The organism is Pseudomonas sp. FG35, from assembly GCF_057809295.1.
Genome location: NZ_JBMDJR010000014.1, coordinates 100,957 through 119,899 on the forward strand (window position 1 = coordinate 100,957; position 18,943 = coordinate 119,899).

At 62.5% G+C, this 18,943-nt stretch carries 18 protein-coding genes; 3 read left to right on the forward strand and 15 right to left on the reverse strand.

Features of this window, described 5'->3' with window-relative positions; genetic code table 11:
• Window positions 1-41 precede the first annotated feature (41 nt).
• Window positions 42-1,535 (forward strand): sensor histidine kinase, encoded by a 1,494-nt coding sequence (locus ACODTD_RS23970; protein ID WP_285354545.1) that lies wholly within the window; start codon window positions 42-44, stop codon window positions 1,533-1,535.
• Complete coding sequence (locus tag ACODTD_RS23975) at window positions 1,504-2,940, forward strand: sigma-54-dependent transcriptional regulator (protein WP_489105291.1); 1,437 nt, start codon at window positions 1,504-1,506, stop codon at window positions 2,938-2,940. The genes ACODTD_RS23970 and ACODTD_RS23975 overlap by 32 nt, the downstream gene beginning before the upstream one ends.
• On the opposite strand, the gene ACODTD_RS23980 is transcribed toward ACODTD_RS23975, so the two are convergent.
• The gene (locus tag ACODTD_RS23980; protein ID WP_221615693.1) at window positions 2,931-3,299 is read right to left on the reverse strand and encodes a hypothetical protein; all 369 of its coding nucleotides are present in this window, start codon (window positions 3,297-3,299) and stop codon (window positions 2,931-2,933) included. The genes ACODTD_RS23975 and ACODTD_RS23980 overlap by 10 nt on opposite strands.
• A 163-nt stretch (window positions 3,300-3,462) precedes the next feature.
• Between ACODTD_RS23980 and ACODTD_RS23985 the strand changes: the two genes are divergently transcribed.
• Entirely contained in the window at window positions 3,463-4,269 is an 807-nt protein-coding gene (locus tag ACODTD_RS23985) for a class I SAM-dependent methyltransferase (RefSeq protein WP_221615694.1), read from the forward strand.
• Window positions 4,270-4,281: 12 nt separating this feature from the next.
• On the opposite strand, the gene ACODTD_RS23990 is transcribed toward ACODTD_RS23985, so the two are convergent.
• The 14 genes from ACODTD_RS23990 to ACODTD_RS24055 all read right to left on the reverse strand — a co-directional run bounded on the left by ACODTD_RS23990 (window position 4,282) and on the right by ACODTD_RS24055 (window position 18,942).
• Window positions 4,282-4,590: an addiction module antidote protein gene (locus tag ACODTD_RS23990; RefSeq protein ID WP_011333452.1), complete on the reverse strand. Its 309-nt coding sequence runs from the start codon at window positions 4,588-4,590 to the stop codon at window positions 4,282-4,284.
• 2 nt (window positions 4,591-4,592) lie between these two features.
• The gene (locus ACODTD_RS23995; protein ID WP_011333453.1) at window positions 4,593-4,886 is read right to left on the reverse strand and encodes a type II toxin-antitoxin system RelE/ParE family toxin; all 294 of its coding nucleotides are present in this window, start codon (window positions 4,884-4,886) and stop codon (window positions 4,593-4,595) included.
• 148 nt (window positions 4,887-5,034) lie between these two features.
• Complete coding sequence (locus tag ACODTD_RS24000; protein WP_085648957.1) at window positions 5,035-5,727, reverse strand: GNAT family N-acetyltransferase; 693 nt, start codon at window positions 5,725-5,727, stop codon at window positions 5,035-5,037.
• 117 nt (window positions 5,728-5,844) lie between these two features.
• Entirely contained in the window at window positions 5,845-6,633 is a 789-nt protein-coding gene (locus tag ACODTD_RS24005) for a ChbG/HpnK family deacetylase (protein WP_041475200.1), read from the reverse strand.
• A complete protein-coding gene (locus ACODTD_RS24010) occupies window positions 6,605-7,792 on the reverse strand; it encodes a GNAT family N-acetyltransferase (protein WP_201817610.1) in 1,188 nt (395 codons plus the stop codon). Before ACODTD_RS24010 ends, ACODTD_RS24005 begins: the two co-directional genes overlap by 29 nt.
• Before the next feature lie 4 nt (window positions 7,793-7,796).
• Window positions 7,797-8,486 carry a GNAT family N-acetyltransferase gene (locus ACODTD_RS24015; RefSeq protein ID WP_011333457.1) on the reverse strand — a complete coding sequence of 230 codons (690 nt, stop codon included), beginning with the start codon at window positions 8,484-8,486 and terminating at the stop codon, window positions 7,797-7,799.
• A 67-nt stretch (window positions 8,487-8,553) separates the two neighbouring features.
• Window positions 8,554-10,473 carry a hypothetical protein gene (locus tag ACODTD_RS24020; protein WP_201817608.1) on the reverse strand — a complete coding sequence of 640 codons (1,920 nt, stop codon included), beginning with the start codon at window positions 10,471-10,473 and terminating at the stop codon, window positions 8,554-8,556.
• Window positions 10,470-11,789, reverse strand: coding sequence for a lipopolysaccharide biosynthesis protein (locus ACODTD_RS24025; protein WP_489105292.1), 1,320 nt, complete (start codon window positions 11,787-11,789; stop codon window positions 10,470-10,472). Before ACODTD_RS24025 ends, ACODTD_RS24020 begins: the two co-directional genes overlap by 4 nt.
• Window positions 11,786-12,787: a polysaccharide deacetylase family protein gene (locus ACODTD_RS24030; RefSeq protein ID WP_201817604.1), complete on the reverse strand. Its 1,002-nt coding sequence runs from the start codon at window positions 12,785-12,787 to the stop codon at window positions 11,786-11,788. Before ACODTD_RS24030 ends, ACODTD_RS24025 begins: the two co-directional genes overlap by 4 nt.
• Before the next feature lie 13 nt (window positions 12,788-12,800).
• Window positions 12,801-13,937 (reverse strand): glycosyltransferase, encoded by a 1,137-nt coding sequence (locus ACODTD_RS24035; RefSeq protein WP_201817602.1) that lies wholly within the window; start codon window positions 13,935-13,937, stop codon window positions 12,801-12,803.
• Complete coding sequence (locus ACODTD_RS24040; protein WP_011333462.1) at window positions 13,930-14,898, reverse strand: glycosyltransferase; 969 nt, start codon at window positions 14,896-14,898, stop codon at window positions 13,930-13,932. The genes ACODTD_RS24035 and ACODTD_RS24040 overlap by 8 nt, the downstream gene beginning before the upstream one ends.
• The gene (locus ACODTD_RS24045) at window positions 14,895-16,265 is read right to left on the reverse strand and encodes an O-antigen ligase family protein (RefSeq protein ID WP_011333463.1); all 1,371 of its coding nucleotides are present in this window, start codon (window positions 16,263-16,265) and stop codon (window positions 14,895-14,897) included. The genes ACODTD_RS24040 and ACODTD_RS24045 overlap by 4 nt, the downstream gene beginning before the upstream one ends.
• Window positions 16,262-17,314: a glycosyltransferase family 4 protein gene (locus tag ACODTD_RS24050; protein WP_373423143.1), complete on the reverse strand. Its 1,053-nt coding sequence runs from the start codon at window positions 17,312-17,314 to the stop codon at window positions 16,262-16,264. The genes ACODTD_RS24045 and ACODTD_RS24050 overlap by 4 nt, the downstream gene beginning before the upstream one ends.
• Window positions 17,315-17,349: 35 nt before the next feature.
• On the reverse strand, window positions 17,350-18,942 hold the full coding sequence (locus ACODTD_RS24055) for a GumC family protein (RefSeq protein ID WP_011333465.1): 1,593 nt from the start codon (window positions 18,940-18,942) through the stop codon (window positions 17,350-17,352).
• Window position 18,943: the final 1 nt, after the last annotated feature.

The following is an 18,943-nucleotide window of genomic DNA, read 5'->3' on the forward strand; positions in this document are numbered from 1 at the left end:
CGGCTGTAACCGGCTCGATACCAGAACGCCAGGGCATCCCCATGCAACGACTGGAAGAACAGAAAACATCGGCACCGAACCTCGCGCTGGCGGCCATCAAGAGCTGGGGCGGGCAGTTCAATCTGCTGCGCTGGTTTTCGCTGGCCAGTTTTTTCATCATCGCGGCCGTGGCGCTGGGGCTGGGGTATATCTCCACGCGCTTCGTGGTCACCGAAAGCGTGGAGCGCGATGCGCTGCTCACCGCGCAATTCGTGCAGGCCATCGGCGATGCGGAAATGCGCCATGCCAACATCACGCCGCAACGGACCATGGGCGAGATGCTCGACTCGCGCCAGGACGGGAACTACCCCGACGTCGATCCGCTGTCCCATGCAATGGCCCGTGCCGAGTTTCTCGATCATGTCGAACACTTGCCGGATGTTCTGCTGGCCACGGTGTACGCCCTGGACCGCACGGTCATCTGGTCGACCAACCCCGAACTGATCAACGTCAAGTTCGAAGACGACGACGAGCTGGATGAGTCGTTCGAGATGAAAGTCCCGGTGTCTTCCAGTTATCACAAGATCGACGATGAAAAACCCGAGCAGCGGCTGTCTCGCGAACCCAAATACCTGTTCATCGAAAACTACATTCCGATGTTCAACGCCGACAAAAGCAAAGTGGTCGCCATGGTCGAGATCTACAAGGAACCGGCGGATCTGGTCGACCGTATCGACCGAGGGTTCGCCTCGATCTGGGCTGCGACGATCCTCGGCGGCGCGGCGATTTACCTCGGCTTGTTCTGGATCGTGCGGCGCGCCTCGACGCTGCTGCAGAGCCAGCAGCAGCAACTGATCAGCAATGAAACCTTTGTCGCTCTGGGCGAGATGTCTTCGGCGGTGGCCCACAGCCTGCGCAACCCGCTGGCGACCATTCGTTCCAGCGCCGAACTGGCCCAGGAAATTGCCAGCCCGGGCGCACAGCGCAACATCGGCGACATCATCAGCCAGGTCGACCGCATGTCGCGCTGGGTTCGCGAACTGCTGGTGTCGTTGCGCCCGATGAGTGACGACGGCGAGGCGGTGGACCTGCTGGCGGCGGTCGAGGACACCCTGGGGGCGTTTGACGCGTTGATCCGGCGCAATGGCGTCGAAGTGCGATTCGCACCACAAGATTGCCCGCCGGTGGTCAGTCAACAGGTGCTGCTCACGCAAATTCTCAATAGCCTGTTTGCCAATGCCCTGGAAGCGATGCCCAGAGGCGGCGTACTCAGTGTCGAGATTGAAACGGCGCAGACCGGTCAGGTGCGCATGACCCTGAGCGACACCGGCAAAGGCATGAGCGCGCAGCAGCAACAACTGGTGTTCAAACCGTTTTTCACCACCAAGCAGGGCGGCCTCGGGGTCGGCCTCGCGCTGGTCAAGCGAATCATGGAGCGGTTTCAGGGTTCGGTCGTCCTGACCAGCCGGGAGCAGGAAGGAACCCGCGTCAGTCTCAACTTTAGAGTGGCATCGGGAGGGGAATATGGAACACAGCATTCTGCTGGTCGAGGATGACGAACTGCTGGCCGAGAATATTCAGACCTACCTGGAGCGCAAGGACTTCGAGGTGACGGTCTGCCACTCGGCCGAGGACGCGCTGGGGCAACTGGAAAGCTTCATGCCGGACATCGTCCTGACCGACAACTCGCTGCCGGGCATGAGCGGTCACGATCTGATCCAGAAGCTGCGCATCAGCGCGCCGGACCTGAAAGTGATCATGATGACCGGTTACGGCAACGTCGAAGACGCGGTGGTCGCGATGAAGGAGGGCGCCTTTCATTACGTCACCAAACCGGTCGCGCTGCCGGAACTCAAACTGCTGCTGGACAAGGCCCTGGCCACCGAACGGATGGAGCGCACGCTGTCGTTCTATCAGGAGCGTGAGGCGCAGAAATCCGGAGTACAGGCGCTGATCGGCGAATCGGCGCCGATGCTGCATTTGAAGAACACCATCGGTCAGTTGCTCGACGCCGAGCGGCGCATGACCAACGGTGATCTGCCGCCGGTGCTGGTGGAGGGCGAAACCGGTACCGGCAAGGAACTGGTCGCCCGTGCGCTGCATTTCGACGGCGCGCGCAGCAAAGGCCCGTTCATTGAATTCAACTGCGCGTCGATTCCGGCCAACCTGGTGGAGTCGGAGCTGTTCGGTCACGAGAAAGGCGCGTTCACCGATGCCAAGGACCGCCGGGTCGGGCTGGTGGAAGCCGCTGATGGCGGCACGCTGTTTCTCGATGAAATCGGTGAAATGGATCTGGTGCTCCAGGCCAAGCTGCTGAAATTGCTGGAGGATCGCACCATTCGGCGGGTCGGTTCGGTGAAGGAGCGCAAGGTCAACCTGCGGGTGATCAGCGCCACCAATTGCAACCTTGAGCAAATGGTCCAGCAGGGCAAGTTCCGCCGCGATCTGTTTTTCCGGCTGCGGATCATCTCGATCAAGGTCCCGCGCTTGTACGCCCGTGGCGAAGACATCCTGCTGCTGGCCCGGCACTTCCTCGCCAGTCACGGCAAGCGTTACGGCAAACCGAACCTGCATTTCAGCGATCAGGCCGAAGAGCTGCTGCTCAGTTACACCTGGCCGGGCAACGTGCGGGAGTTGCGCAACATGCTTGAACAGACCGTGCTGCTGGCGCCAAACGACACCATCGCCGCTCATCAACTGAACGTGTGCATGAGCCTGTGCGATGAGCTGCCACCGCAACATCAGCACGAGGTGCCGCACACGCACTTCGAACCGCGCCCGGCGAGCAACACCGAATCGATGAACCTGCCGGAAGTCGAACGCGACATGGTGCGCAAGATGCTCGACAAGACCGACTGGAACGTCACCAAATCGGCGCGCCTGCTGGGCCTGAGCCGCGACATGCTGCGCTACCGCATCGAAAAGCTCGGCCTGGCGCGCCCGGACAAGCGTCAGTGGTAAACGGCGGTGCTGCGTGGATTCGGCGAGCCGAGGCATTCCAGCACGCACGTCGGGTCCAGCACCTCGTCGTTGACGTAAATGCCGCGCTCGGCATCGTAGGTGCGGATAAACACCCGTACCGTCGCATCGGCCACGGTCGGCAGTTGCGAGTCCTGGAATACATGGCGATCCGGGATAACGATGAAATCCTGCGGCGGCGTGTCATCGAACGGCCGGGGCGGCTGGGCCGACAGCGACGGTGGAGCAGGGTGGGCAAAGGGCTGGTCCGCCCCGTAGTAGTTGAAATTGCTGTCCAGCGCCTGCGCCTGGGCGGCGGCGAGCAGACAGGCGGACAACAGCAGTCGATTGAACATTCCCATGGCAGCACCTGTGGAAGCGGATTTCCCCAAGGCTATTAACTATAGCTGCCCGCGTTGCAGGCGTTGGTGCAGGCGCTGTCGGCTTACAAGTTCGCAACAACCTGTTGCGCGAGGCTGAACTAGACTCGGACCGCTCAATCGTGAGCATCGCCCGGAGTGCGCCATGGAAGTGCCAAACCATAGAAATGCCGTCGAGAGCAATCGACAGGCGTGGAATGATTCCGCCCGTCATCACCAGGACTCTGCCGAGTGGCAGGCCTTGCTGACCGAAGTTGCGCAGGCCGATTTTTCCTGCCTCGACGACACCCTTCGCGGCTTGCTCGAGCAGGTCGGTGTCGATGGTAAAGACGTTGTGCAGCTGTGTTGCAACAACGGTCGCGAAAGCCTGTCACTGTTCGCCCTCGGCGCACGGAGCGTGATCGGCATCGATCAGTCGAGCGCGTTTCTCGAACAGGCCCGCGAACTGAACAAGCGTTCGCCGCACAACGCCGAGTTCATCGAAGCCGATATTCATCATTTGCCCGAATCGCTGCGCGCCCGTTTCGACGTCGCGCTGATCACCATCGGCGTCTTTGGCTGGATGCCCGACATCGGCGAATTCTTCCGCCACGTCGCCTCGACCCTCAAACCGGGCGGACAACTTGTGATCTACGAGACCCACCCGTTCCTGGAAATGGTCGACCCCGAGGCCGAAGACCCGTTTCGCCTCGCCAGCTCGTATTTCCGCGAAGAACCGTTCGTGCAGGAGGACCCGATCGTCTACGTCGGCAAGGTCGAACAGCCGGCGGCGAAGTCCTACTGGTTCGTGCACACCCTCGGCGCAATCTTCACCGCCGCCCTCGAGGCCGGCCTGAACATCTCGCACTTCAAGGAATACCCGCACTCGAACCGGGAAGAAGTCTATGACCAGTACCAGAACCGCGAGGCGCAGATGCCGATGTGTTTTACGTGGGTGGGGGTGAAGCGCTGAGTAGCGCAGGTTTCAGGACGTGGAGTGATTCAGCACATGTCCCGGTTGCGCGCACAGATCGATGCCAAGGGCATGAATGACTTTAAGTACCGTGTCGAAGCGAGGCTTGGCTCCTGGTGCGAAAGCCTTGTACAGACTTTCGCGACCCATGCCCGAATCCTTCGCGACCTGCGTCATGCCCCGCGCCTTGACGACATAACCGATCGCACGAAGAAACTCCTCGTTGTCTCCGTCGGCCAACACTTGGGATAGGTATTCACTGATGGCTTCATCACTGTCCAGCAGAGCTGCCATATCAAAAGCTGTCAAAGTCTGGCTCATGGTTAAACCTCCTTTGCCATGTTTTTTGCACGTCTGATGTCCGCGCTTTGTGAGGATTTGTCGCCGCCGGCCAGCAAAACGATAACTACACCGTTACGCATCGTGAAGTAGACCCGATACCCGGCGCCGACATCAACGCGCATTTCCGACACACCATCACCTACGGGTTTAATGTCGCCTAGATTACCTGCTGATGCACGATCTATGCGACGGGCAATAGCAACCTTGGCACGGAGATCTCGAATAGAGGCATGCCAGGTCTCGAACACGGATGTTTGTTGCACGAAATAGTTCATGGCTCGACTGTATCCATTTGGATACGGCCGAGCAGTCAGCCGGTTCTGGTATCGGCCTTGGATGTGTCGTCTGCATGTGTAGGCAAGTAGTCTCAGATTACGTAGGAGCTATCGTCTCCGATAGCTCCCACAGTGCTGCGGTGAACCTTTAAGCCTGCGCAGCCGCCGTCACCACCGGCCGTCCCGGTTTGCGCAGCGGGTCAAGGCGTGAGCCTTCGTAGCGGGTTTCACGGAAGAACCGCCATTTGCCGAACAGGCAATAGACGTGGGTGACGCGGCCCTGTTCGTGATAGCCCATGCGGATGTGCAGTTTCAGCGCCGGGATGTTGTGGGTTTCGCACACGTCGACCACCTTGTTGCAGCCCTGGGCGGCCATGGCTTCCCAGAGGGCGACCTGCACGTCCACCGACAGGCTGCTGCCGAAGTAGGCGCGAATCATTTCACCGCCGAACTCGAAGAACTCGCCGGGTTTGACCGGGAAGGTGCAGCCGTAATAGTGGCGGTCGTGGTAGTCACGAGTGCTGCCCCAGATGAACCCGACCGCATGGCCGTCGGCGTCCAGGTACATGTGCCCGGTGTGGCCCTCGTCGGCCAGTTCGGCCATGGTCTGCACCCGGTCACCGAAGTGTTTGGCAAACGCGCCGGCATTCTGTGCGGTGATGTCGACTTTGCGTAGACCGTCGTAGGGGCGCAGCTTGTGCGGCGGTACCGGGCTGACCAGGTCGCGCTCCATCCACAACAGTTCCCAATGGAAGAACACGTAGCGTTTCCACAACGTGCCGAAGGTGCGGCCCAGGCCTTTTTGCTTGATACGTTCACGCAGCTTTTCAATGACGCTCATGATGCCCTCCGAGGCCGGAGCCCGGGTGTTGTGGATGACGCTTTTGTGGGTATAGATCAGCCCTGCAAGTTCATGTCAAAGCGCCAGCTTTGAATGTATTGCAAGTTGTGTAACGGTTCAGAGTGCCTCGGCACCGCGTAGAAATTCCTTGTTCAGATCGGCATAGGAAACCCGTGGAACCCCCGCCAGCCGCAGCTCTAGCACGCGGCTCAGGGACTCTCCGGGTTGCAGATAGGCATCACCGAAATCCGCCCCGAGCTGGTTCGGATGGGCGACGATTTCCAGCACGCCGTCGGTCGGCGCGGGGGCGTTGCGCAGGTCCACCGGGGTGCAGACGTAATCGGCAGTGACCCCGGCCAGTCCCTGTAAACGACGGTTGAGCAAGCCTTTGAACACACGTTTGGGCAGGCTGAGGTTTTGCCCCAGGTTGCGCGCCAGGCGCACGGGCACGCCTTGGTGGGCAGCGAAGCGCGCGACGATCTCGCCGATCGGCCAGATGTTGTGCACGTGCTGATGCGAATCGAGGTGGCTGGGACGCACGCCGTGATCGACGCAGCGCTGCCACTGCGCCTGCAATTCTTCCTGCACCGCCTCGCGGTCTTCCCGGCCCAGCCACAAGCTGTGGCGAGGCAGGTTGAGGTCGAACACGCCGTGGCTGTCGCAGAAGGTGCGACGCTGGAGAATGGCCCGGCTCAAGGGCCGACCGTAGGTCAGGTTGAAGTGCAGGCCGATCCGGCCTTCCAGCAGCGGCAGCCGGGCCATGGCGCAGGCCGCTTCGAACGCCGGCATGTTGGCCATGGCGGTGGCGGAGCTGATGACCCCGGCCTGGAACGCGCCGAGGATCACCGCGTTTTCGTTCGGACTGAGGCCGAAATCGTCAGCGTTGACTATGACTTGGCGAGGCATGTTCGCCCTCCTTGGTGGGGTTGATCACAGGTGTCGCAATGACCGCCGCTCTGGCCGCCGCACGCTTCGCCCGCCATTGTTGCAACCCAGGCTTGAGCCGGTGCCAGACGCGCAGCCCCAGTCCCAGCAGCAGCCCGCTCAGGCGCCAGGAGTAGAAGCTCCAGCGCCAGTGTTCCAGTTGCCCGGTCATGCGTTCGTGCAGTTGATGGCTGGAGTTTTCCAGGCTGACCCGCGAGGCATCGATCCAGCGCCAGTTGTCGTCCAGTCCCCAGCGAATCCATTCCTCCAGCAACACCCGGCCGCTGCCAAGGTCGGCGTATTGCGGCAGGAAGGCGAGGTTGTAATCGTAGAGCCGGCCCTGTTCGAACAGGCCGAGCCGATAGCTGATGCAACGCCCGTCCAGTTCCAGCATCACCACGCGCACCCGATCCGAAGCGGCGAGGGCGGTGAAAGCGTTTTCCATGCAACGGCGGCTGCGCTCGCTGGCAAAGATCCCGACGCCTTCGTCACCTTTCCAACTCACCGCTTCGACTTCGCTGATGACCTGCAGCAACGGGCCCATGCTGGTCGCGTCGGGCGTGATCCGCCGGAGTTCGGCGCCGCACGCGGCAATACGCTTGCGCGCCCGGCGCAGTTTGTAGCGCGGGTCGCCCGAGACTTCCTGGCGGTCGGCGTCGCTGATCAGGTGGACCGGCACCCGGCAGCTCAAGCGACGTTCGCCGGTGGAGCTGTGGGCCATCCATTCGGTGAGCATGCTTTCGGCACCGACCGGCTCGGTGATTTCATTGAGTTGCAGCAGGGCGTGGGGCACTCGCTGGCGAATCAGCCGCAGGGCTTGGCGCATGTCGTTGGCGTTCAGCTGTGATAACAACGCCAGGCGATCGGCCAGCGGATAACCCAGGTGATGCATCACCCGAAATGGCAATCCGAAAAACCGTTCACGGCTTGTCACCAGCGGCAGGCACAGGCGCAATTCGTCCGCTTCCCAACCCAGCAAAATGTGCAGGCGGTCGTGCGTGTCGAGCGTCTGCTCTGCCGCACCCAGCCAGTCGAGGCTGTTGAACGGCGTGTGATCCGTCACCCGCAGGCGCAGCGCTTCATAGGCCGCCGCCGGGAAGTCGGGTGCGCACAACGAGGTGCGCCATTCGAATTGCGCCATAGGCTCAGGTCGCCGTTGCTGTGACAGGTGGACGGGAAGGTTTGCGCAACGCGTCCAGGCGCGAGCCGCTGTAGCGGGTTTCGCGATAGAAGCGCCAGCGACCGAACAACTCATACACATTCATGATCCGGCCCTGTTCGGTATAGCCCATGCGCAGATGCAGCTTGAGCGCCGGGATGTTGTGGAACTCACAGACGTCGACGACCTTGTCGCAGCCTTGGGCGGCCATGGCTTTCCACAGTTCCAGTTGCAGGTCCACCGACAGTTCGGTGCCCCAGTAGGCACGGGTCAGTTCGCCGCCGAATTCGAAGAACTCACCGGGTTTCACCGGGAACAGGCAGCCGTAGTAGTGCCGGTCGAAATAGTCTTGAGCGGTGCCCCAGATGAAGGCCACCGCATGGCCCTGATCGTCCAGGTGCATGTGCCCGGTGTGATGTTCCCGGGCAAGCTCCGCCATGGTGCCGACGCGGTCGCCGAAGTGGCGGGCGAAGGCGCTGACGTTGTCCGGGGTGATCTTCACCACCCGCAGTGGCGGGTAGGGCTTGAGGCTGTGGGGTGGCACCGGACTGACAAGGTCGCGCTCCATCCACAGCAGTTCCTGATGAGAAAAGACGTAGTGCTTCCACACCTTGGCCAAGGTGGCCCGCAGGCCTTTGTGTTTGATGTGATCGCGGATTTTTTGCAAAACATTCATGGTCGTGGCTCCTGATGACGAGTCATCGCGCGGCACAGGCCAGCGCGGCCGGACATCAACGGGGCGGTCATGAGGCGCTCCAGCGCAGGGCAAACAGGGTCTGTCCCGGCAGTTCGAATCGCACGCGGCCGTCCTGACAGCGAAAAGGCGCGTCGCGGCTGCGGTTGTCGGCGCCGAAATAGCGCAGTGCGCCGCCGCTTAGCGGGCATTTGGCTCCCGCCAGATCGACATGCTGCAAGCGCGTGCCCTTGTTCACGCCGAGCAGCCCGCGCTGATCGTCGCCGGCCATCGCCAGCACATCGACTTCGAACGCATCGTTCTCCAGCCACAACACCTTGTGCAGCCAGTGCTGCTGGATGAACTGCTGAGCCAGGCCCACCGGTTTCAACTCGAAGCGGTCATCGCCCAGCACCCGCAACATGCCTTTGGGGTACTGCGGCTCGTCGGCGGCCTGAAACCAGTTGAGCATGGTCAACAAACCGTCCTGGGAGGCGTTGATCACCACCGAGGCCCACCACAGCGAAGTGAAATGGGTTTCCTGATCGTAGGGGCTCAGGCTCGAGCCGCTGGACAGGTTGGTCTGGTCCAGCAGCAAGGCTTTGCGCGGTTGACCCTTGGCGTCGAGACCGACCAGATCCGCCGCCCGACGCACGCTGTCGCGGTATACGCGAGTGGCGAGCAGGTCGCGAATCATCCATTCGTGCCAGGCCAGCGCATCGACCTGATCGGCGGCTTCACCGAGCAGGCGTCGGGCCCAGTCGATGCCACGCTTGTTCGCGGCGTTGTCGGCGAACGGGCCGTTGACCAATCGCGAACTGGCCGGCATCGCGATACGCACGCCGGCCTTGGCATTGGCCGGGTCGCTGCGCACTTGCCGGGCCATGCTGGTGAAGATCGAACGGTATTGCTCGTAACTCGAATAATTCAGGTTGGGCTCGTCGGCGAACCCGATGTAGTGCGTGCCTTTGCCGCCCAGCGCACGGGTGCTGGCGAGCCATGCGTCGAGGCCGTTGTTGCTTTGCACGTCGGCGCGCAGATCGGCCTGACGCTGACTGCCGGCGAGCAAGGTGATGTCCTGGCGAATGCCGAAGCGATCCTGATAGACCTGGCGAAACGCATCTTCGAAGTGCGGTTGTCTCGCCGTCACGTCGACAAAACTGTAGTAACTGGCGGCCGTCGGTTTCAGCGCATCGAGCAGCGGATGACTGGCAGGCGGCGGCATCACGTAGGGCAGGGCGATGCCCAGATCCGGGGTGCGGCCGAGGACTTTGTCGTGCAGGGTCAGGCGCGTCTGGCCGTCGTCTTCACGCAGCGGTTTGAGCTGTTGCGGGGTCTGTGCAAACAGATTGGCCGTGCCGTCGAGCCAGAACGCCGCTTTGCCGCTGCCTTGCAGACGCAGGCGCCAGACCTGCTCGCGTTCGTTGACCGGCAACGCCACCTGATCGAACTGCCAATAGGCGCGATAGGGTTTCAGCGCCAGTGTCAGGGGCTGCCCGTCACCGACCCGCTGCGCTTGCAGGGCGCTGACCCCGCCGTGAAACTTGCCCGCCAAGATCGCGTGCTCACCGGCGGCGACCTTGAAATACAGTTCATCGCCGTTATGGGTTTCCGCACTGAAATGCACCTTGGCCGGGGCGAACAGGGCCACGGTGTTTTCGTCGTGTTCGACCCGGTAACTGCGGAAGCTGTAGCCGGGGATTTCCAGCTGATAACTCGCGGCCCCCGGCGCCAATGGCCAGCTCTGACTGCCACGGGTTTCACTGGCCTTGATGAAGCGCTCGCCCTGCAGTTGGCCCCGGCCGTCGAGCAGGAAAATGTGCTCTTCGTTGGCCTCCGCCTGCCACGCCGGCGCCCAGCGCACGGTCACCGTGTCGGGGCGATCTGCTTGCAGGTACAGGCTGCCGTCGCGAATGTCGCCCCAGCGCATCGACGCCGCGAAGGCGTCCAGCGACAGGCCGAGACCGAACAGCAGGGCCAGGCCTTTCATGCTGACTTCCGTTGTAAAAAACAACGCTGCAACATCAGCCACATCGGCGTGAGGTCGCTGGGCAGAATGATCAGGGTTTGCCAGAACGCCACGCCGCTCAATCGGCAGTACAACACCAGCATCGCCACGGTCACCGCCAGATAGGCAATCGACGACGCTGCCGCTGCACCGACGATGCCGTAGGCCGGAATCAGCAGCAGGTTCAGCGCAAGATTGAGCAGCGCACCGAGCCCCATCAGCAGCGACACCGTGCCGGGGCGGTTCTTGCCGATCAGGTCCAGGCGCAGGATGCTGGCATAACACAGGCCCAGCAGCCCCGGCAGCAACGCCAGCAGCGCCGGATACGCCGGTTGGTAGGCGACGCCGAACAGGGTGACGATCAGCCATTCGCCGATCACGGCCATGGTCAGGCAGGCGCCGAGCATCACCGTGGCGGTCAGGCGCAGGGCCAGCGGGGTGACCTTGTCCATGCCTTCGTCCTGTTGCAGCAGGCGTTTCATCAGCGGCGTGGTCACCGCTTCCGGGACGATCAGCAGCAGCTCGGCGGCGGCGCTGGCCATCGCGTAATGCCCCAGGGCTGTGCTGCCGAGCAGGGCGCCAATGAACAGGTAATCGGAACGCAGGATCACTTGCTGGAACAGCAGATCCGGATGGCTGCGCGCACTGAAGCGCAGCAGTTCGTTCTGGCTGGCGCGATCCCATTGCAGCTGCAACGGCTGCGCGCGTTTGAGCCACAGCCAGCCGACCAATACCACCAGACTGATGCCGGCCAGCCAACTGATCAGCGCCGCTTCAAGGGCCGCTTCTTTCCACATCCAGAACAACGCGAGAAACAGCAACAGCGGCGCCAGGGATTCCACCAGCCGCAAGGCATTGAACGCGACCACACCGCCGGACGCATTGTGCAAGGTCAGCAGACCGCTTTTGAGCACGGTCAACGGCACCGCCAGCAGCAACAGCCACGCCAGCAGACCGAGTTGCATCGTCACATCCAATTTACTGCCGAACTCGCGCACCAGCGCCACCACGAGCAAGGTCAGCAGCCCCGCCAGCAAACAGCCGAACACCAGCACTTGCGCGAGCAACAAGCCCATCGGCCGTTGCTTGGCCGCTTGATAGCCAACAGCGGAGTTCAAACCGCCGCTGGTGGCCGCGCTGATCAGGTCCGGCAAAGTGCTGAGCAGGGCGAACAGCCCGCGCTCACTGGGCCCGAGAATTCGCGCCAGCAGCACATTCCTCAGCAGGCGCAGGGCGATCATCGCCAATTTGGTGCCCATGCTCAGCGCCAGGTGCTTGAGGTAACTGCCTCGGCTCATGGCCGCGCCCCGCGATAGATCCGCCACGACAGCAGTTCCGGATTGCGCGCGGTACGCTGACTGACTCCGAATCGCGGCAGGTTCAGCGGATCGCCTGTGCCGCGATAGAGGCCGGTGCCGGTGCCGAGGGCGAACGGGTAATCGTGATTGGCAACCTGTTCGCGCACACGCTCATCGTTGTCCCCGTTGGGATAGCAATACACCGGCAACGGCCGGTTGCAGCCGTTGTTCAGGGCATCGCGGCTGCGGCTGAGTTCTTCGCCCAGACGCACATCGTCCAGGCCGGTGAGGATCGCGTGGCTGGCGCCGTGAGGACCGAAACGCACCAGTCCCGAGGCCTCCATTGCCCGCACCTGGTGCCAGTCCAGTGCCTGAGGCAGCGCCTCTTGCGGGCAATCGTCGGTCAGGCGTTCGAGCATCTGCGGCTCGAGTGCCTTGAGGCTTTGCAGGTAGTGCAACAGGGTCAGGCTGCGGCGATCGACATCGATGTCGTCCAGCAGTACTGGCAGCGGCTGGCCGATCGATCGCAGGCATTCGATCAGGTGCGTGCGGGCCTTTTCGCCATGGCTGCCCCACAGGGTTTCGCCGAGGCTTTCCCACCAGAAACGCTGACGACTGCCGATGAAATCGGTGGAGAGGAAAATGCTCGCCGGCACCTGATGTTTCTGCAGCAGCGGGAAGGCGTTGGCGGCGTTGTCGCGCCAGCCGTCGTCGAAGGTCAGCGCCACTTGCGGACGCTCGGTGCGCAAGGCATTGGGTTGCAGGATTTCCATCAGCGGCACGCAATCGAAATGCTTGCGCAGCCACACCAGCAAGTGTTCGAAAGCCTTGGGACCGACGCACAGTTCGTTACGGTGCGGCAGGTCGGCGGCGCGATCATTGGACAACACGCGGTGCAACATCAGGATCACACCTGCGCCTTGCAACTGGTTGCGTCCCACGGACGAGTTTAGATAGAGCCAGCCGCTGGTGCGTTTAATCAGTTGTTTGATCGCCATGGCTCGATCCCTCTCAACGGTTTTGGTCAGGGTTCCACTGGGCATAACGCTGGCCGCGCAGGAACTGCCACAGGCCGATGCTCATGCCCGCCAGTGTCACCAGCAGGAACGCCGCGAGGCGGAACGGCTTGGGCAAGCGGTGCTGCGAATCCAGCAGACCGGCAATCGCAATGGCGTAGCCGATCAGTTGCGCGATCAGGCTCAGGCGATAGAAACCGTGGTCTTCCCACAGCCAGAAATTGCTCAGCAGCAGCGGCAGCAACAGGATCGGCGCCAGACGGCGGATCAGCTTGTGGCTGATCAACGCAATCGAATACAGCCCATGCTTGAACGGATTAAGCAGTTCACTGCGTTGCGCCAGGCTTTGCAGGCCGCCGACCGTGACCCGCTGGCGCCGGCGGAATTGCTTGTCCGCTTCGTCGACGCCGTGGTCGATCACTTGCGCTTCGGGCACGTAGACGATGCGTTTGAATTTCACTGGCGCGCAGGTGCTGATGAAAAAGTCGTCATTGACCTCGGCCGGCACGTTCTCGAACAGTTCGCGGCGCAGGGCGAGCAGGGCGCCGTCGGCGGAGACCATGCAGCCGGTACGGTTCTCGACCCGGCGCAACCAGCCCTCGTAGTGCCGATAAAGGCTGTCGCCGATGCTCAGTCCGCCACCGGTGACCGGAATCACCATGTGCCCGGCGCAGGCGCCGACCTGCGGATCGCTCAGCGGCGCCAGCAGGTAGCCGAGGGTTTCCCGCGACCATTGGTTATCAGCGTCGGTGAACACCAGAATGTCGCCCGTGGCCAGGGCCGCGCCGGCATTCAGCGTGGCGGCTTTGCCCTGGCGGGGCAGGTCGAGCACGGTGATTCGCGGGTCGACGACCTTGTGTGCGCAGGCCACGGTGGCGTCGGTGGAACCGTCGCTGGCCAGAATGATTTGCAGGGTCGCCGGCTGATAATCCTGGGACAGCAGCGAGCGCAGCTTGTGTTCGATGTGCCGTGCTTCATTGTGGGCGGCAATGACGATGCTGACGTTCAGCGGCGGGGCCGGGCTGTGGCGCCACGCCGGAAACAGTGGCGCTAGCAGCGTCAGCAGCAGTGGATAGCCGACATAGGCGTACGCCGGCAGCAGCAGGCACATCCAGAAAATGAATTCAGCCACGGGCAGGCCTCCTGGCGTTCCAATGACACAGACTGAGAATGAACGCCGCGCCCGCCAGGTGCAGGCGCACCCAGTGCAGACCCCACAGTTGCAGGGTCAGGCAGACGTTGCGGTGCTTGGCGCTCTGACGCACGCTGAGCACCAGCCCCGGCACCAGCGTGAGCATCACCATGATCGCGGCGTGATGGGGGAAACCGTCGAGCAGGGCGGATATCGCCAGGAAATCGAGAATCCAGACGAAGATCGACAGCATCGGAAACCGCAACAGGCGCAGGCTGAAACCATGGCTGCGCAGCAGTTGCAGGTGACTGCCCTGGCGCCACAGTTCCTTGCCCATCCACTCGCGCCAGTTCATTTCGTAGCCCCAGTGCAGAGCCACGCTTTCATTGATCGAGAGCAGTCGCGCGCCGTGCTCGCGCAGGCGCAAGGTGAACTCCTTGTCCTCGCCCGTGCGCAGGGTTTCGTTGAAACCGCCGACCTTGTCGAACCAGCGCCGGCGCATCAGCAGGTTGGCGCTGGGCAGCCAGTCGACGACATGGCTGGTGTGGGTGGTCGGGCGCAAGGTCCGGTGCTGCCAGGCAGCGGCGTACCACGGCGCGGCGGCGGGGGTGTGCAGATCGAGACCGAAGACGTCGGCCTGGCCGCTGGCTTCGATGTCGAACAATGGACGCAACCAGTCTTCCGGCATTTCGATGTCGGCATCGATGAACGCCAGCCATTCCCCGGTGGCAATGGCTGTGCCGCGATTGCGCAGCGCACCGATCAGCAGGCCTGGCATCACCAGCACATGGGCGCCGAACTGCCGGGCAATCTGCGGTCCTTCGTCACTCGATCCGTTGTCCACTACGATCAGTTCACACTCGACATCCGCCGCGTGCGCCGCTTTTTGCGCGGCCAGCAAGGTGCGGCCAATGTGCCGGGCCTCGTTGTACATCGGGATGACGATGCTGATCCGGCTCATGTCCTGCTCTCCGTCAGCGGTGCCTGCTCGGCTTTCAGGCGCAAGACGCTGGTCATGGCGAGCATGATCCACAGGTATTTCTGGTTCGGCGCGCTGAGGAACATCAGGAACAGCGTCAGCGACAGAAAACTCACCCCCAGGTGGGTCATCAGATCTGCCTGTTGCCAGTTGCGCCGCAGCATCCATTCCTTGCGTGCGCGCATCAGGTTGTACAGGCCCAGCGCGAGCATGCCGACGAACATCAGGCCGGCAGGAACCCCCAGCTCACTGAAGATTTCCAGGTAGGTGTTATGCGCCCGGCGATACAGGTCGCCGATCTTGCGGTTGGCGGAAAACGCTTTGGCGTAACCGGTGGTGGCGTAGTGCAGCGGGAAGGTGCCGGGGCCGGAGCCGAGCAGCGGGTTCTCGCGGATCATCTGGCCGCCGACCACGATGTACGAAGCGCGGCGGCCGAGGGATTCGTCGTTGTGCCCCTTGGCGCCGGCGCTCAATACGCTGAGCGACTGGATACGGGCGATGTAACCGGCAGGCATCGCATAGATCGCCAGCGGAATCACGATCGCCGCGCCGAGCATGGCAAAGCCCAGATGACGCGGACGAATCCGTGCCAGTTGCGCACGGTAGTGCCAGCAACCGATCACCAGACTCAAGGCCAGCACCACGAGCCCGGAGCGCGATTCGGTCTTGGTCATGCCGCCGAGCAACAGCAGGCAGCAACCGCCCCAGAACAGCCGATGCAACAGGTTCGGGCTGCGGATCACCAGCAGCAGCCCCAGCGGAATGGCGAACGCGATGAGCAGGGCGAAAGCGTTGGGGTCTTCGAGCAGGCCGGCGGCGCGGCCCTGATCCTGGAATTTGGTGGAGAACATGGCCATGGCGCAGGTCGTGCTGACCGCCAGGGTCACCAGCCGGGCGAACAGGTCGAGGTTCAGCTCGCGGCCGATCAGCAGCGTGATGACGAACAGAATCAGGCCGACGCTGATTTCCCGCAGATGACCGAGCGACATGCCCATGTCATCGGTGTTCAATAGACTCAGAAAGTACAGAACCATGAAGGCGATCAGAAAGCGCCAGATATTGCTGCGCAGGCGATCCGAAGGGATCTGGTGCATCGCCAGTTGCAGCATCAGGATCAGGGCCAGCGAAGCACCGATCAGTTTGCTGCCGGACAGCGAACTGTCCTTGAAGAAACCCTCGAACGGTACCAGGGCGGCAATGCCGAGCAGGCCCCAGGTCGGTTTGCGGTACAACACCGCGAACCCCACCAGACCGAGCACTGCACCCGGCGCGAGGTAGGGCCAGGGACTGGCCAGCAGAGCAATGCAGGCCAGCCCCAGCAGACTGACGATCGAGAGCGGGAAAATCATGCGCGTGCCTCCCGTGCCGTGCGGATGTACAGCTGCGACCAGCGTTCGGCCAGGGCCTTGAGGTCGTAGCGGTCCTGTTGCGTGCGTTTTGCGTTATCGCGCAGTTGCCGTGCCAGTCCGGGCTCGGACAGCAAGGTGTCGAGCTGACGGGCGAGGGCGGCGCTGTCGGTCGGGGCAGCGAGCAAGCCGTTGTGGCGGTTCTCCAGTACATCAGGAATTCCGCCGACGCCGAATGCCACCACCGGCACCCCGGCCTGCATCGCTTCCAGCAGAATCATCGGTGTGCCTTCGGTGCGCGAGCTGATCACCAGCGCATCCAGTTGCTGCCACCAGTGCCGCATGTCGGTCTGGTAACCCGGCAAGCGGATGCGCTGCTGCAAACCGGCGGCGTCGATCCGTGCCTGCAAGTCTTCGCGTTCCGGGCCGTCGCCGAGCATTACCGCGTCGAGTTGCGGGTGCTGGTGACACAGCGGGATCAGCGCGTCGAGAAACAGATCCGGGCCTTTCTCACTGCTCAGGCGCCCGACGTAGCCGGCGAGCCAGCGTTGTCTTGGCGCATCGGAAAGCAGCGCGGCGGCTGCCGGCAATCCGTTGGGGATCACCTGCAACTTTTCCGCACGTACGCTGGCCTGACGGTGCAACACCGCGATGCTCTCGGCGACGCACACCACTCGATCCACCGACGCCGTGCGGCACAGTTGCAGACTCAGCCAGGTGTAGAACTTCTGCTTGCGGCTGCGCGGGGTGAAACCGTGTTGAGTGATCACCAGCGGCAGGCGCAACAGCGTGGCGCCGACCCAGCCGAACAACAGGCCTTTGAAATTGTGGGTGTTGATCAACGGCTGTTCACCGCGCCGCTGACGCAAGTGCCGCAGCAGGGCAGCGAGCCCTGCGCAGCCTTGTGCGTCGACGCCGGCCTCGCGAAAGCGCGCGATCAGTTCCGGCGGCGCATCGAGGAACAGCACCTGGTGCTGCCCCGGCGTCGCCAGGCAATGATCGAGCAACATGCGCTCGGCCCCGTAGAAGCCACCGCTGCTGAGCAAATGCATGATCGGCAGGGCGGCGTTCGGGGCGGACGGCGTGTTCAATTGCGCACCCAGTGTACGAAGCTCGGCACGGTCCAGTTCTTGTGCGGGTTGCTCGGCTGCGCGTTCTGGTCGTTGATCACCAGCAGCACCGGCAGGCCCAGCTCGTGGCTGATTTGCGCCGGGTGTTTGAAGCGGTGGTCGAAGAACTCACGCACGTAGACCAGTGCAATTGCCAGCAGCAGACCGGTGAACAACCCGAACGGAATGATCAGCATCGGTTTGGGGAACGCCGCTTCGGTCGGCTCGAACGGCGGGCTCAACACCCGGGCGTTGGACAGGTCATCGCTCAGCGAGCGGGTGGTGCTGCTTTCCGCAAAACGCTGGGCGTAGGTCGAGAACGCGGCGTGCAGGGCATCGATTTCGGTGTCCATCTGCCGCAGCTTGCTCTGGGTTTGCTGCAACTCGTGGATGCGGTTCTTGAACTCGGCGATGCGCGCGGTTTTCTGATCGATCACCTGCTGGACCACCGCCAGATCGTTAGTGCGTTCCTGGATGCGGTTGCTCACCACCTTGAGGAACTGCTGACGGGTGCGGGCAATCTGCTCGCGGGTCAGCAGCATCGGTTCACTGCCGGGCTGGAACACCGCCAGATCGTTCATGTAGCGGCTGACCTGGGTGGTCAGTTGCTCGCCCATCTGTTTGATTTCCCGATCCTCGAACGCCACGTTGTCGACGGTGGTGGTGAAGGTGTAGGGGAAGGTGTAGTCGTTGAGTTTGCTGTTACTGGCAGCGGCCAGCGCGGTCTTGAGGTATTCGAGCCAGCGCTGGCTCTGCAGCAGGCGGTCACGATACAGGTTCAGCGCCTGCTCTTCGGTGTTGATCGCGTTGAGGCGGAAGGTGATTTCCTCCTTCGGATCCGACGCGCCGACGCTTTCCAGCAGCGCCTGACGATTGCCTTCCAGTCCATCGAGGCGCACCTGATAGAGATGCTTCTTGGTTTCGTAGAAGGACTGCGGCAAATCGATCGATTGCAGCGCCTGACGGCTCACCAGGTAGTTCTGCAACAGGGCAGCGACGAAAGTCGTGCCTTGATGCGGGTCGGGGAAGCTGTAGACGATCGAGATCACGTTGGAGCCGGGCAGGGTCTCGATTTTCAGGCTGTCGATGGCTTGCTGGGTCAGCGCATCGAGCGCGGTGTCACGCACCGGATCGGTCTCAAGCCCCAGGGCGTTACGCACCGGGTTGATCACGTACTGGCGCAGCGGCGAGCTGATGTAGCGCTTGAACGGCTCGCTCACCAGTTTGTTGAACATCCCGGGCGACGGGGTGTATTCGCCCTTGTCACGCAGTTCGCTGATGGTCTGCCGGATCAGCGCCGGCGAACGCAGGATATTGCTCTCGGTCTCCATGTCCGCCAGCGACGGCGGAATGAAGGTGGCGTTGTCCACGGTGAGCGACGTGGTGGCGTCGCCCTGCGACAGTTTTTTCGACTGCACGATCACCTGAGCGGTGATATCGAAGCTCTGTTTGAGCAGCAGCGGCAGCACCAGCGCGATCACCGCAAAGATCAGGAACACTCGCTTCACCAGTTGCTTGTTGGCGAAGAAGATCCTGAAGAACTCATGCAGGTAGTTTTCCTTTGGATTCATG